Genomic DNA, 15,799 nt, shown 5'->3' on the forward strand with positions numbered 1-15,799 from the left:
GGTACCTCAGAACGTATTGAGCACAGAGCCAGCGATGGTCACGCCAAGCTCCCGCAATTGTTCGAGTTGCAGCCGAGTAGCTTCAACGGAGCTGGAATTTTTCCGACACATTATGATGGTTTGCCCCGTTTGAACGAGCACCAATTGCGCGTCGCCGCTGCGGTTATCAGGGGCATCAATCAAGATCACATCAAAGCGTTCTTGCAAGGTGTTAAGCAACTGGCCAAATGAACTTTGCGAGAGTAGCTCTTGTGGATTAGGGGGCACCGGACCTGCCGTTAGCACTTGCAATTGGCTCAGGTTTTGAACCGGTTGGATCACTTCTGGCCCATACGCGCCGCGCAAAATGCCTGACAAGCCTTTTTTATTGGAGCAACCAAATAATTCGTGTTGCGACGGTTGGCGTAAATCGCAGTCGATAACCAAGGTTCGCTCGCCTAATTGAGCAAACACCACGCCTAAGTTGGCTGTCATCCATGAGCAACCAGATTCGGGCTCTTCAGCGTATATGGCTAATTTTTTATTGGGTTTTTCGGCAGCCAGCCAACGCAACATTAACTTGCTGCGAATACGACGAAAAGTTTCGACCTTAGATGACTGAGGTTGGTATGCAGCAATGATTGATTCATCAACGTTGCTGTCACCTTTGTTGAGATAAGGGAAGTCATACTGCTGTGACAACGCTTGAGCAATGTCATCTTGTGACACTAGGTTCAATGCCACGGCTGATTCACCGAATGAACGTTTCGTCTGTTGTTGATCAGTCAATATTTGTTTGATCTTATCCTTATCCAAGCGCCCGGACGCGATCAAAATATCGCCAAGAGCGAGTTGCTTCGGGCGCTTTTCAAGCTTTAATACTGTTTCCATTTCAAACTCCGTTTTTAAGTTTATCCGTCACCGAATCATCGGGTTTTCTGGCGCCAATCAACCTACTGTTCGCCGGCAACTTAACCGCTTGAAACTAACCTTTAAAAAAAGCTTTCTTGTACAAAAATCACATCGCCCGAACTGACCCTGTCGGTCAATTCAACTTTTATTTCTTGATTCGCACCAGATGCCGTTGGACGGTTGATCACGATGTCTTTACTTGAGCCACGCAAGGTGATCCCTCCGCCTGTTGAAATGGCTTGCATTACCGTCATATGGCGCATCAATGGAAACGCACCTGGTCGCTGCACTTCGCCATAGACATAAAACACAGGGGCCCGATCAACAAAAACTGAATCGCCAGCCATGATTAATGGGTTTTGCTCGGGTGAGTTAGACTCAAAAATCATTGGAATATCGATGTCCAACTGGAATGCGAGGCCATCTCTAGTGCCTTTAACAACGGCCACTTCGCCTCCTGTTGATGAAATCCCCCCAGCCATCGCCAACACATCGGTTAACCGCAATTCAGCCGAATTGATGGGGTACCGTCCTGGCCGGTTAACAAAGCCTAAAACGGAAACTTGGCTACCAATAAACTGCGTCACCAACAAGCTAATTTGCGGCTTTAACACGTAGCCGCCCGCTTTTAATAAACGAGCAATTTCGCTCTCAGCGTACCGAATGCTTTTACCTGCAACCGGCACTAATCCAATCAAAGGAAACTTGATCGAACCATCTTCAGAAACACGGACCTCGGCATTAAGATCTTGATGGTTAAACACCGAAATTCGTACCACATCACCAGACGCTAACAAGTAGTCACTGGCCATAGCGCTATGACTTATGAACAGACACAAACTCGCTAATGTGGAAATAACTATTTTTCTAAACATGCACATCCCTAGCATCAATAACGCTTGCCAAAGTTCCCGTACCGGCAGCGTTTTAATAAATCAAAACTATTGCAATGAAACCGGCTTATCGCTCGCGTGGCCATTGCCATTCAAATCGCTAAATTTTCCGTAATAGGCAATGTCAGCTTGCGTCTTAAGACGCAACAACTCTTTGTGCATTAACTGTTCCATATTCTTTTTTTGCCAATGTTTTTCTAACAGGGGTTTAGCCTCTGCAAGGCTCAATGGCATTGGCGTTGATTCTTTTAGGTAAACCAATGTCGTTGTATTTTTTCCTTTAAAAATGGCAACTTGATCTTTTTCCATCGCCACCATTTTATCGAGTTGTTCAAGAGGAATATTTTCTGAAAAATTAGCCATATCTTGCGCGGTAAAGGTAAGTTGCTGTTGTTCAAGCCATCGTTCAAGTTCATTTAAGGTAGCGGCTGCAACAACTTGATTGCGAAAGTTTTTAGCTTGGCTTTCAGGAATAGATATTTCTAATTGTCGATAGGTATATAATTTTCGGTTAGCAAACACAGACGGCTGAGCGTTATATAATGCTTGCGCATCATCATTTGAAATTCGGGAACTTTGACTTAGTCGCGCCACATAGGCTTGCGCTAAAATAGTGCTTTTTGCATCTTCTATTGCCCGCATAACATTAGGATCGCGATCAAGTTTAATTTCAACAGCCTTCTCTACCAGCAATGACTTACCAACCAGCTGCTCAAGAAGATTCCTTTGATAATCGTCTAATTCTTCAGGTGGCACAGTAGCAGCTTGACTAAGAGCGCTATTTAGCTGATGAATTGATATTTCACTATCGTTGACTTTAGCGATCACTTGCGACGATGTTTCTGCGTCAGTTCCACACCCCACCGCCATGAAGGGCCCAACAAATAGAACAAACACCAAACGAATTAATGTCAGCCACATATCATCACCTATAAACTATTAAACGATTAAATTTAAAAGCATCATCAAATTCATAAAACCCACTAAAACATATAGATCTAATTTAATGAGTTTAAATTTAGAATTTATTGTAAAAGTAATAGATAAATAAAAGGGAATACTGCTGACTTTCCCTTGACAGGTTTATATTACTTACAGCTATTGCTTGTTGCGTTGGCGACGGCGCGCGGCAAAACCAACGACACCTAGACCAGCAAACAACATGGCATAAACACTTGGCTCAGGTACTGGCGTTACTGACGAAGCAAAGCCAAATACTGAACCAACGTTTGCTGAGCTTTCAGAGCTAACAACGTACTTGTAGCTGCCAGAGTTGAGCATTATGTCAGACGCATATACTTGAGAGCCTGGCGCAAGCAAAGCTCCTGCATAAGTCGTGGCGCTATCGAGAGAAGACAACGATAACGACACAGGCATAAATGCACCTGAAATTGCTGTAAACGATAAATACGAAACCTCAGAGAGCGTGAACTCAAAGACGCCCGAAAATACCGACGGAGTATCAATAATTTCAAAACCTACTTCCAGCTCGCCGTGCTGACCACCGTCAAACGTGGTTAGCGCTATAGCTTTGGTAGGAATTGCAGCGATACTGCAAATCAAAACTAACGTCGAAATAAAACCGCGAATCGACATACCATTCCTCCTTGTCATGGGACACGTTCGCGCGTAACCCAGACATGACTTTAAAATAAACCGGACCCTAAAGAGTTCGGCACTTGTTCAAGGGCAACACATCCACAACGCCCCACTTCGAAGTTAACTACCAAATACCGCCCGACGAACTGCATTCAAGCACCATCTGATAACAACGAACCTGAAATTAGGTGAGCCACATTGCTCTAGCTCCCCTAACCCATTAATAGGCATTTTTGTTCACAAGGCCTTTCCAGAAGGTTTTAAACACGATGGAAAGATCCAAACCAAATGACCAGTTTTTGATGTACCAGATATCACATTCGATTCGCTTGCTAATGGATGTGTCACCACGCCAACCGTTGATTTGTGCCCAGCCAGTTATGCCTGATTTCATTTTGTGGCGAAGCATGTAGTAAGGGATCTCTTTTCTAAATTGCTCGACATACATTGGTCGTTCGGGTCTTGGGCCAATCAAGCTCATGTCCCCAATGACGACATTCCACAGCTGAGGCAATTCATCGAGCGACGTTTTACGTAAATATTTGCCAACCGTTGTGACTCTCGGATCGTCTTTGACAGTCCAGCCTTGATGGTTCTCACCACCGGTCGTCATCGAACGAAACTTCCACATTTTGAACTCTTTACCGTCAGCACCAATACGGATTTGACCATAAAAGATAGGGCCTTTACTGGTCGCTTTTACCAGCAACGCAATGAGCAGCATGAGGGGCGAGATAAGGAGAAGACCCAAGCCGCAACTTGCAACATCGAACATGCGTTTTTGCCAGATAGACGGCCCCGCTAACGGCGAGTCAAACACGCTAAGGGTTTGCACATTACCGACGCCATACCAGCGAGAATTTAGAATTTTGTACATGACTAAATTGGGAACGATATGAACGTCAACCGTTGAATCGGCACAACGATTAATAATTTCACTAATGCGCTTTTCAGCTTTAAGTGGCATGGCAATATAAATTAAATCGATTTCACCATTTTTAGCTTTTTCAATTGCTTGCTCTATGGTGCCAACGATTTTTTCGCGCATCGGAGGCTCGAATCGTTCGGGGTTTCTATCTTCGAAAAAGCCCATCATGCGGACACCGAGCTGTTCGTTATTCATTAACGAACGCTCCAGATTCATGCCTGACTCTGTTAAACCTAAGATGATGGCTCGCCGCGCGTTATGACCTTTGCGGCGCATGAGTTTCAACACTTCACGAAGGATCATTCGCCAAAAAACAGAAATTCCGCAAACACTTGCAAACCAAAACAGCATCACCTCAATTTGCATAAGGCTAACGACATTGATGTAATAAATCGCAATGCCAATAACCGAAAACGTCACCAAGTTCGTGAGGCTAGCTGTCGATAACAGCTCTTTGAATGTCGCAAATCGCCAACTCCGATATAAATCCATGCTTTGAGAAACAAATATAAAGGCGACAACTGAAATTAAAGCCACCGTCAATAACTCACCACTCGACATGCCTAGAGAAAAGTAACCGTTAGTCAAAAACAAACTAGAAAAAACGATTAACAGATCAACGACTTTGTAGAAAAATGTAAATTGCTCTTGGTGACTTCTTATAAACCCAGAGTTACTAGCTAATTCCTTATCCATAGCACGTCCTCACAAAAGTAATTTGCTAATAAAGAAAAACACCATTAACAAAATGCACTACACATCAAAAAGGTTTCGACACAGCCATTAAAGAGACAAACTTTTACATTTGGACTGACATAACCTTACACTTTTATTTCATTCAAAATAACGACAAACAATACAGCTCACTAAACATAGGTCAGCTCACAAAAATAATGCAAAAAAATATTTAGACAAATAATACATGCAATTAAAGAACCGAATAGATAATGAGCAATAAGGATTTTTTCAAAAAACTTGAAGTGAAGAACAACCAAGCAGATTCGCCCCAAATAATCTCCTAGCCGCTCAACCATAAAAAACAATGCAAATAACTGTTATTATTAAATCAAACAAAAACAGCTAATAAACTAAATTAATAACCTCTAAACAAAATATTTAATAAAACATTTTTTTAGCGCAACAATAGACCACACCCTCCATAAGGACAAAACAAACATTTAATTAACAAACAATTAACCAGGCGTAACATTTAACTCTAACTAAGCACCAAAAATAACCGACACTCCCTTATTTAGGTCATTCAAATAAACCATTAATTTAAATAAAAACTCTAAAAACAATTAGCTCTAAAATTAAGATTGGGGTTATTTTTAAGTGTTAGCGAATCGCCCATTTTGGAACCAGTCCTTGCTATGACAGAGTTGATGATCATCAGAGCTTGCTTGAAACCGGCCTTAGCCCTAACCTGTGGCGTCTTAAAAGAGGTATTCAATGAAGCAAACACAATCCCTATATCCGGTCGGTACTCCTGGGTGCCCTTGGTCTGCCGCAGAAAAGTCGCAATGGCTACAGGCCCAGTCAATCAAACGCTCTTATCAGCAAGAAGTCGTCAAAAAGCTCGATGCGCTTAAACAAGATTGCGAGCTGATCCAATACGGGCAATTGTGCTACGAGCAGCAAACTTATCCGTTACTAGCGCTCAAAAGCCTGCAATGGCAACCCGAACGGCCTGTCATTCTGGTAACCGGCGGCGTTCACGGTTATGAAACCAGTGGCGTACAAGGTGCCATTCGCTTTGCTCAAACTGAGATGAAGAAATATCAGGCGCACTTCAATATTGTGGTTGTTCCCTGTATTAGCCCCTGGGGCTATGAATCTATAAACCGCTGGAACCCAAACGCCATCGATCCCAACCGCTCTTTTTACGCTGAATCACCAGCACAGGAAGCTGCCGAAGTGATGGCGTTCATCGCGTCATTGGACGTACCGATTTATGCCCATTTTGATTTACACGAAACCACTGACAGCGACAACAGTGAATTTCGCCCTGCATTAGCTGCTCGGGACGGGGTAACCCATGACAATTGGAATATTCCTGACGGCTTCTATTTAGTGGGCGACACCGAAAAACCTGTACCGGCATTTCAAAAAGCGATTATTGATGCGGTTGAGCCGGTTACCCACATTGCACCGGCAGACGAACAAGGCAAGATCATTGGCGCGCCTATTGAACAACGCGGTGTGATTAATTACAGCAAAAGCAAGCTGGGATTATGTGGTGGTTTTACCAACGCGGCCTTTGTGACAACCACTGAGGTTTATCCGGATAGTCCAAATGCTGATGACGAAACTTGTATTCAAGCGCAAGTAGCAGCCATTACCGGTGGCTTGTCATACTTGATGGCTCAACCATAAGCCTTCGTTCTATCGCCGCTAGGGCGTTGCCCCTTATGAAGGGCGAACATTCGCCCTTCTCTCGCCCACATGCCATCAAAGCGGGGTTATTTTTCGCCTCATCGCAATGCCGTAGTGCCGATACTTCAAAGCTCAACTACGCTTGGTGAGTCTTAAAATTTATAAATTAAAACCGACAGTTACTTATTTTGATTGAGTAACAGGCGAGCGCCTATACGGAGTGCATGATGGCTGATGTAGAACTTGAGGAAGTGTATGCGTTTCTCGTCCAGTATCCGCCGTTTAATGAGCTGCCCGATCTTGCACTCAAAAATTTAGTCGCCCATGTGGAAATTGCCTATTACCGTTCAGGCGTCGAACTTCTCCAACTCGGTGAGCCCATTGCCGATTTGTATATGGTGAGAAGTGGCTCTATTGAGGTCTATAAACGCAATGGCGAACTATTTAACCGACTCGAACAGGGCGAATTGTTCGGTCATACCGGTCTGCTGATGAATCGGAAGGTTCGCTTTCCTGCAACAGCGCTGGAAGATTCTCTGGTTTACTGTATTCCCGACGCAATATTTTTTAGCTACTGCGACGATTACGACGTTTTCGCAGACTTTTTCGATCCTGATAGCGGTGCGCAACTGCGCCAAGCGGTATCGAACCTTGCCGATAATAATGACCTCTCCACTGTCAAAGTGAATACCTTGCTACATCGTCAGGTGGTGAGTGTTGCCAAGCATACCAGCATTCGAGAAGCCGCCATGCTGATGAGCCATGAGCGCGTTTCATCACTGTTAGTGACCGATCCGGAAAAACCCTTACCCAATGATCCTGAAGACGATGATGGCCAAGTCATAGGTATCGTGACCGATGGTGATTTGCGGCGGCGCGTGTTGGCCACCGATCTTAATCCAGCCACGGCTGTTGCCGAAATCATGACCCAAGATCTATTGGTTGCAGATGACAATACCTATGTATTTGAAGCCATGCTCATTATGTTGCGTCAGAACGTTCACCACCTGCCGATCGTTCATCGCAAGCGGCCTGTCGGCGTACTGTCACTGTCCGATTTACTGCGCCACGAATCGCAAAGCAGTGTTCTATTTGTGCGCGGTATATTTAATCAACAATCGATCGAGGAGCTAGCCAATTACGCTCAACAATTACCCGACATTTTTGTCCGCCTAGTAAAAGAAGACTCCAATTCTCATATGATCGGTAGTGCCATGTCGGTCATTGGCAAAAGCTTTAAACAGCGGATATTAGAGCTTGCAGAAGATACGTTAGGGCCGCCACCGGTGAAGTATTGCTTGTTGGCATTGGGCTCAATGGCACGCGATGAGCAGTTAATTGTGACCGATCAAGATAATGCGCTGGTATTAGATGACAGCTACGACTCAGCTCAACATGACGCTTACTTTGCAGCGCTGGCAACCTTCCTATGCGATGGCCTGAATGCTTGCGGTTATCGCTATTGCAGTGGTGACATTATGGCCACCAATCCTATGTGGCGTAAAACGGTCAGTCAGTGGCAATCATGTTTTGAAGATTGGATTGAGCACCCAAGCCCTAAAGCACTACTGCACAGTTCAATTTTCTTCGATTTAGAGGGCGTGTATGGCCATATCAAATGGGCCGACACGTTAAATCGTTTTATTGCCACCAAGGCAAAAAGCAGTCAGCGCTTTTTAGCCTGTTTGGCGCGCAATGCATTAAATCGCACACCACCGCTTGGGTTCTTTAAAGACTTTGTGATGGAAAAAGACGGCGAGCACAAAAACTCCATTAATCTCAAACGACGTGGCACGGCACCATTAACCGACGTTATTCGAGTTCATGCGCTGGCGGTTGGCTCGCGCACCCAAAACTCATTTGAACGGTTAGAAGACATTGCCGCAGCCAATATTTTGCCAGCCGGTAAAGCCACTGATTTAAGTGATGCACTTGAGTACATTTCTATGGTTCGCATCAAGCATCAGGCCATGGACATTGAAGCCAATCGAGCGGCTGACAATAATGTTGAGCCAGAACATTTATCGAGCTTCGATAAACGAAATTTAAAAGAAGCATTTCAGCTCGTGAGCAATGCGCAAAACTTCTTAAAATTCCGTTACAGCAACAATCGAGCAATGCAGTGAGTCGAAACGTACTTATGGAGTCAAGGGCATGACTCATTCAAACAATATAAATTGGCACGATCGCGTGCAAGCGTTGCAGCATCAAGCGAGCGATGCCAGGCTCAAGCACTTCTACTCACAAGTGATCACATCCGGCACCACGCCCATTAGTCACATCAACATGGTTGCAATGGACTTTGAAACAACCGGTTTGGACTCGAATGACAACGATATCGTGAGCATGGGTTTGGTGCCGTTTAACTTAAACCGTATATTCTGTCGCCAAGCACGCCACTGGCTTCTCAAACCCACAACGCCTTTGGATGAACAGTCGGTAGTCCTACACCAAATTACCCACGCAGAAGTCGCTGACGCGCCGCGTTTTGATAAGGTGATCACGGAGCTATTAACGGTATTGGCAGGCAGTGTTGTGGTGGTTCATTACCACCAATTGGAACGCGCGTTTCTAAGAAATAAAATTCAGCAGGTATTAGGCGATACCTTGCTGTTCCCGCTGATCGACACCATGGAACTCGAATTTCGAGCGCTTGATGCGAGACGCGGTTTACTGGGTAAGTTATTTGGTGCGCCAATTGGCTCAACACGCTTGACTGATAGCCGCAAGCGCTATGGCTTGCCGGTCTATAATCAGCATCACGCACTAACCGACGCGTTGGCCACCGCCGAGCTGCTACAGGCACAACTTGCACACCATTACCGCCGGGACACGCCGCTTCAAGATTTGTGGATGTAGAAGCCCTACTCAATACGCATTAAGCTGCGATACTCATTTCAATCTGTTAGCGCTGCTCTGTCCGCAACCCCATCACCAAGCTGACGCACATTAGTAACAGCACAAAAGTAAATGGCAAACCAGACGAAATGGCGCCAGCTTGCAATGCTTGCACGGCCTCAGTACCACCAACCCACAACAAAGCCGCCGCAATTGCACCCTCAACCACTGCCCAAAACACCCGCTGCGGTGCAGGCGCATCGATTTTACCACCGGCCGTAATGCTATCGATCACCAAAGACCCTGAATCCGACGACGTGATGAAGAACACTAACACCAGCACAATGGCGATCACCGATAACAATGAACTCATGGGCAAGGCATCAAACATTTGAAACATTGCCAGCGATACATCGGTCAGCCCTTTTTCACCTAAAGTACCCACCCCATTCATCACTTGTTCAATGGCAATACCGCCGTAAACAGACATCCAGACCACAGTCACTAACGTCGGAATAAGTAAAACTGCGATGATGAATTCCCGAATCGTTCGCCCTTCAGACACGCGCGCAATAAACATGCCCACAAACGGCGACCACGAAATCCACCACGCCCAATAAAACACCGTCCAGCCTTGCAGCCAGGCTTCATCTTCGCGACCGTGAGGATTGCTAAGCGGAATAATATGTTCAACATAGGCGATCAGCGTCGTGGGAATAGTGCCCATGGCGACGGCAAATCCCGCCATAGCCACGCCGACCAACAAGGCAGCAGCAATGACCATATTGACGTTACTTAACACTTTCACGCCACCTTCAAGACCGCGCATCACGGAAATCACAGCCAGTGCGGTCACCACCAAGATCACCAGCATTTGCAAACCGATACCGCCGTCCACCCCAAACACGTGATTAATACCACTTGCGGCTTGTTGCGCGCCTAAACCAAGGGATGTCGCGAGGCCAAACAACGTAGCAAGCACCGCCAACACATCAATCACATGGCCCGGCCAACCCCAAGCGCGGTCGCCCAACAAGGGATAAAATATCGACCGAATCGATAATGGTAACCCTTTATTGTACGTGAAGAATGCCAACGATAAAGCAACCACCGCATAAATAGCCCAAGGGTGCAGCCCCCAGTGGTACATGGTTGCGCCCAACGCTAATCGCGCCGCTTCATCGGTATTCGCTTCAACACCCAACGGCGTTTCATACCAGCCGGTCAGATACGCCACCGGCTCAGCAACGCCCCAAAACATCAAGCCAATGCCCATGCCAGCAGCAAATAACATCGCAAACCAAGACAGTCTCGAATGACTAGGTTTGGCATTAACACCACCTAAACGAATGCGACCCCACGGAGAAATCGCCAGTACGATGCAGAACACCACAAAAATGTTGCCAGCCCACATAAACAGCGCATCAAAGGTCCCGATAATTTGCCATTTAAAGCCATCTAATATTTCTTTGGCGGCGTGCGTGTCGCTCACTAACACGGCAACGAGAAACAACAACACCAAACCTGCACTGGTGCCAAAAACCGGGTTATGAATATCAAATCCCCATTTCTGAATATTGTCCTGACCAACCGTGTAGTCGGTGCTTTCGATACTGTATTTATCGCTAGGCTTACTCATAATTTCTCATTGTTAATAGGACTTATGGGGAGGTGTGGGGGCTTAAAATCCATTAAAAGTAATAGCCAAAGTTGGCATTAAAACGGTGTTCGGTATCGCCATCGCCAGCCATACTGCCACCAATGAATGGTTGATTTTCGGCCATCACGTAATCGAAGTAGGTATACAAACCGCCGGCAGTGACAGCAACGCCGGTTACATTCATGAAAGTATCTTCTAAATTGCCCGACTTTCCTGACACTAAGGTGTAGTCATTATAGAAGGTCAGGTTACTCACCGGCCCCCATTGCACCGGCTGACTGTAGGCAATATTAGCCAGATACAAATCGGCTTCCGCAGCAATTGTGTCAAAGAACGCATACGCACCAACCACCATTTGATCCACGTTCATGCCATCAACATCGTATTCGTAGGTGCTGGCTTGCAGTTGAATATTCCATTGGCCCACATCAATCACGCTATGCAAAGCCGCCGCGAAATGATCACCGTCTTTTCCTTGATCAAGTTCAAGCTGGCCAACTTGACCTGACACGCCAACTTCCACCGCCATCTGATCGAAGTTAAAGATGTGCGCGTAGCGACCATTTAGGGTATTGGTTTCGGCCGCTTGCAACGTCGGCACATCGAAGATCCCTTCCCCTTCGAGGCGCACCCCGACGACATCATAGGAATATCGCTCAGAGCGATCCGACACATAGCCATCAATGCCGCCTTGTTCGTCGTTTTTGTAAAACGCCAAATCAAGTTGATCACTCGCAGTGACATAGCTGTAGTTCACGCCCATGTCGTAATCATCTTCCAATCCGACGTAATAATTAGCGCTAAAGAAAAAGTTGTGAGACGCATAAGGCAAAATGCCAAATGGCACTTTGGTGATGCCGATACGAGCTTGCTGCTCCTCATAGAAGTTGTACCCTACCCACGCATGATGGATAACGTCCATGTAATCGAACCAGCGGTATTGAGCCGATAAAATGACATCGCCGACATTGCCATTAAGATCGAGACGAAAAGTATCGAAATCAAAATCCCCGCCGCGATCTTTATTGTCGCTATCGTAGGCTTCGTAACTGTATTGAAAACGCACCGCACCACCGAGTTCAACGCCTGACATTTGTTCATTGTTGGCGGCCACCTCAACGTTATCGTCAGCGGCTAATGCAACTGCAGACGACTCAGCGCTGTTCTCATTGCCGGCTTCGTCCTTCTGTTCAGAGCTGTTTTTAGCAAGGTCTTCATCACTCAGGCCTGTGGCTTCTGTTGCACTAACGCCGTCACCTTCAGAGGATGGCAATTGGGCCTGTTTGGCTTGCGCCTCAATGAGCGCTTCAAGTCGTTCTATTTTCGCTTCGAGTGCGGCAACTTTCTGTTCAAGTGTTTGGGCGGAGAGGGAAAAGGGAGCTATAGCTAGGGTAAGCAACAACGCGATTTTGAACCGTAAAACTGTAACTAGTTTTAACATGTCAATTCCGTTTAGTAAGCATTTGTTTTTTTTGAAAATTCGAATTCCCTTTAGCCTAGTTAGCAATCGACGTATTTGCCAACCTATCTGCGCCATTTAAATTTGTTTCAGGCGTTTCTTTAATTCTCGATAGTGCTGCGGGGGCGTATTCGGCTCAAATCGCAGCGCCACGAATTGGGCGATCCACGATCGGATTCTGGTTTGTTTCTGCGCGGGTATATCATCAAGCTGAGTCAATATCGCGTTTGGCGACAACCCTTCATCAACCTCAACACCGAGCTTTTTAAGCTTGCGACAAAAGTCAGTAAATAGCGCGACTTGTGGGTCAACCTTTGGGCGTCGCCAAGGCTTGCTTTGCCAAAGCGCGATGATTGTAAGAAAGCCGCTAATAGCAATGACCAGCCCGACCAACATTTGGCGCCAATCAAAATCGCCAAACCACCGTTTTAATAATTCGAGCTGCTGTTGTTGCTTATAGTTCAACACATTTCGGTGCCATAAATACTCCAAACGATCCCAACGTTGGCGCCAAGACAACAGCCATTCACTACCGCTAAAGCGCCAGCTTGATAACGCATTGGAATGCTCAAACTGTTGCATTCTAAGGCTTTGAACGAATGATGATTCGATTCGCTCTGGCGCAATGGCTGCGGTCGGATCGAGTCGGATCCATCCGGCATCAGGCTGCCAGTATTCAACCCAAGCATGAGCATCATACTGACGCACTTGTAAGTAATTGGCCTGTTCATCCCACTCGCCACCTTGGTAACCGCCAACAACCCGACTTGGAATACCAACCACCCGCAACATCAACGCAAAGGCACTGGCGTAATGGGCGCAAAAGCCCGCTTTATGTTGAAACCAAAACTCATCAACGGCATTTAACCCAGCGAGCGGCGGCGATAACGTATACGCATAATCATGCTGGCGCACATAGCGCATTAGCGATTGCACAAAAGCGTTCACCCGCGGTTGTTGTTGCCACAGTGCTGCAGCATATTGCTGAATTTGCGGGTTAAGGTCTTTGGGGTAGTCTAAATAGGACGTTCGATGCTCGCTAACGATGGCTTGTTCCGCATGTTTGTCGAGTGGCGTTGCCCGGCTAGAAACCTCGTATTGAATACGCTGCAAAACCGGCCGGCGGTGCACTAAGCGCTGATCGGCGACTAAACCAATGTTGGGATCAGCACTGGTCGGCATCGCCAATGCTGGTAACCAATGTTGCTGCGACGCTTCCAAAATCACGCTGTATTGAGGCGCGCCACTACTCTGCTCTGCCCACGGTTTTGGCTGCCCCTGCCATGAAACCCAAGGCGTTGCCTTCGGATCAAGTGGTTTGGGCCAAGCTGGGTTCGCAACAGGATTGCGACCAAACCATTGTTGGTTGGCTTGTTGCCAACTACGGCCATCAAATTCCGTCATCACCACGGCGCGCCAATACAACGCTTGCTGTGGCGGCCTCTCTTGGTTAAAGCTAACTCGAAATGCCAACTCATCGGAGCGAACAAGCTGCGAGATATCGCCCGGCGACATGCGATCAGACAAGCCTGTTTGCGCTTGCCCGGTGTTGAGCGATACCTGCCAAAACGGCGGAATTCGTGGCACCAGTAAAAACAATGCAATGGCAATTGGCGCTGCCATCACATAAAGCTGTGCAGCCAGTCGCATTGGCTGACGCCACTGCACCTCGGCGCCAATGTGGTTTAACCCAATCCAGCAGCACAACAACACAAAAAAGCTGATAGCACTTAGAATCGATACAACGAGGGTTTGCGACAGCAGCAAATTCACCGCAAGTAACATCACCGCCAACACCAACACCAGAAATGCATCGCGCAGGTTCTTCAATTCAATCAGCTTGAAAATAAAGCCAAAAGCCAGCAACAGGGCAAAACCTTTTAAGTGCAGCAAGCGGCCTTCGAGTAGCACAACAAGTGCCACACAAACCACCACCGCCAAACCACTAAACCACTTGCCTGGCGGCGATACCCGCCCATTCAACAAGGCTAAGCGCCAGCCCCAGCAGCTTAAACTCAACACAATGAGCCAAGCCGGTAAATTAATTGCCAGCGGCGCCAACACCGCCAACTGTAGGACCATTAACCAAATCAGCGCAGTGCGACTAACGGGGCGTTGTTGCAGCATCATGGCCTCCGTTAGCATCAGCATGGCGGCTGTAATTCGCTTGAATGCCTGCGACATAAGGTTGCAGCGCCAATTGCGTCAAGCAGCGAATCATGTGCTTAGCGCCGCGGTCAGGCGCAATCATGCCGTCGGCTAAGATCAAGCCAAAGTCGATCGGTTGCTGCTGATATTGCAAGCACAGGTAACACAACTGGCTCAATTTCGATTCGTGATCAGGCCCAGGCATGTCGTGATAGTTCAACCACAAGCGTTGATCCTGGTGTTGTTCAAATTGCTTACTGACCAAATCGGCGGGCCGTTTGGCACTTGCCTTCCAAGCAATATGATGAAGCGGATCGGCATTACGATATGGCCGTACCGACGCTAATTCATCAAAGCCTGGAGCCGGCTTCGACGAAGCGCTTTGGTTTGAATGCACTGCGCTGGGCTCTGGCATGTCACAAGCGGTTGGCGTTGGATAAACCAACGCTTGGCTATTAAACGCAACACTGCTCCAGGCTCGGAATAACATTAGCGGGTAACAGCTCACCACTTGTAATCGCTCAGGCTGTAAATAGCCACGACGTGTGGTTGGGTAGAACACCTGTTGCTGAACCAACGCATGTGCAGGTACATCAAACCGAGTTATTTGCTGAGGTTGCCAATACAATTCAATAGCATAACGCGGGCGTTGATCAGCGCTGCCAATCTCAATGTCAAAGCCGAGATCATCGCCAGCATGCACGTGGCGTGATCCTTTTAGCCGCAAGGTTAACCCCGACAAGCTTTGAAATGTCCAGTGCAGCGCCAATAACCAAACCGCGAGCAAAGCGAAGCAAAGGGCAAACACCATGCTGCTTTCATAGTTAATCGCGAGTAACAACAGCAATACGATGAGCCCCAACACCACAAAGCCGAGCCTAGTTGGTAAGATCATGATTGAATTCAGGCCTAGCTGAACCTGTTGCGCAGGCGGTAGTTTTCGCGCAATCCAACGATTAATTGGCCGCTTAAACCATGCCTTTACCTTGTCGAATAGTCCAGTCATG

General features: G+C 47.0%; 12 protein-coding genes. 3 read left to right on the top strand and 9 right to left on the bottom strand.

What is annotated here, in order from left to right; all coding sequences use genetic code 11:
- Positions 1 to 6: 6 nt before the first annotated feature.
- From K0504_RS06000 to K0504_RS06020, 5 genes are all read right to left on the bottom strand, one after another.
- Positions 7 to 870 (bottom strand): polysaccharide biosynthesis tyrosine autokinase, encoded by an 864-nt coding sequence (locus K0504_RS06000; RefSeq protein ID WP_220103273.1) that lies wholly within the window; start codon positions 868 to 870, stop codon positions 7 to 9.
- A gap of 101 nt (positions 871 to 971) precedes the next feature.
- Complete coding sequence (gene epsE, locus K0504_RS06005) at positions 972 to 1,766, bottom strand: polysaccharide export protein EpsE (protein ID WP_220103274.1); 795 nt, start codon at positions 1,764 to 1,766, stop codon at positions 972 to 974.
- Positions 1,767 to 1,832: 66 nt separating this feature from the next.
- Entirely contained in the window at positions 1,833 to 2,705 is an 873-nt protein-coding gene (locus K0504_RS06010; RefSeq protein WP_220103275.1) for an EpsD family peptidyl-prolyl cis-trans isomerase, read from the bottom strand.
- Positions 2,706 to 2,882: 177 nt separating this feature from the next.
- Entirely contained in the window at positions 2,883 to 3,380 is a 498-nt protein-coding gene (locus K0504_RS06015; protein ID WP_220103276.1) for an FxDxF family PEP-CTERM protein, read from the bottom strand.
- A gap of 223 nt (positions 3,381 to 3,603) precedes the next feature.
- The gene (locus tag K0504_RS06020) at positions 3,604 to 5,007 is read right to left on the bottom strand and encodes an undecaprenyl-phosphate glucose phosphotransferase (RefSeq protein ID WP_220103277.1); all 1,404 of its coding nucleotides are present in this window, start codon (positions 5,005 to 5,007) and stop codon (positions 3,604 to 3,606) included.
- A 756-nt stretch (positions 5,008 to 5,763) separates the two neighbouring features.
- Here K0504_RS06020 and K0504_RS06025 point away from each other — a divergent pair.
- The 3 genes from K0504_RS06025 (at position 5,764) to K0504_RS06035 (ending at position 9,546) form a co-directional block, all read left to right on the top strand.
- Positions 5,764 to 6,687 (top strand): M14 family metallopeptidase, encoded by a 924-nt coding sequence (locus tag K0504_RS06025; protein ID WP_220103278.1) that lies wholly within the window; start codon positions 5,764 to 5,766, stop codon positions 6,685 to 6,687.
- Positions 6,688 to 6,914: 227 nt separating this feature from the next.
- Positions 6,915 to 8,813, top strand: a complete 1,899-nt coding sequence (locus K0504_RS06030) for a DUF294 nucleotidyltransferase-like domain-containing protein (RefSeq protein ID WP_220103279.1) — start codon at positions 6,915 to 6,917, stop codon at positions 8,811 to 8,813.
- 28 nt (positions 8,814 to 8,841) lie between these two features.
- Complete coding sequence (locus K0504_RS06035; protein ID WP_220103280.1) at positions 8,842 to 9,546, top strand: 3'-5' exonuclease; 705 nt, start codon at positions 8,842 to 8,844, stop codon at positions 9,544 to 9,546.
- A gap of 46 nt (positions 9,547 to 9,592) precedes the next feature.
- Here K0504_RS06035 and K0504_RS06040 read toward each other — a convergent pair whose 3' ends face one another.
- The 4 genes from K0504_RS06040 to K0504_RS06055 all read right to left on the bottom strand — a co-directional run bounded on the left by K0504_RS06040 (position 9,593) and on the right by K0504_RS06055 (position 15,798).
- Positions 9,593 to 11,164: a BCCT family transporter gene (locus K0504_RS06040; protein WP_220103281.1), complete on the bottom strand. Its 1,572-nt coding sequence runs from the start codon at positions 11,162 to 11,164 to the stop codon at positions 9,593 to 9,595.
- A 52-nt stretch (positions 11,165 to 11,216) separates the two neighbouring features.
- Complete coding sequence (locus K0504_RS06045) at positions 11,217 to 12,626, bottom strand: OprO/OprP family phosphate-selective porin (RefSeq protein ID WP_225918001.1); 1,410 nt, start codon at positions 12,624 to 12,626, stop codon at positions 11,217 to 11,219.
- A gap of 96 nt (positions 12,627 to 12,722) precedes the next feature.
- A complete protein-coding gene (locus K0504_RS06050) occupies positions 12,723 to 14,828 on the bottom strand; it encodes a transglutaminase family protein (RefSeq protein WP_220103282.1) in 2,106 nt (701 codons plus the stop codon).
- Positions 14,749 to 15,798 carry a DUF58 domain-containing protein gene (locus K0504_RS06055; protein WP_220103283.1) on the bottom strand — a complete coding sequence of 350 codons (1,050 nt, stop codon included), beginning with the start codon at positions 15,796 to 15,798 and terminating at the stop codon, positions 14,749 to 14,751. Before K0504_RS06055 ends, K0504_RS06050 begins: the two co-directional genes overlap by 80 nt.
- Position 15,799: the final 1 nt, after the last annotated feature.

The sequence above is a fragment of the Neiella holothuriorum genome (assembly GCF_019457915.1).
GTDB lineage: Bacteria > Pseudomonadota > Gammaproteobacteria > Enterobacterales > Neiellaceae > Neiella > Neiella holothuriorum.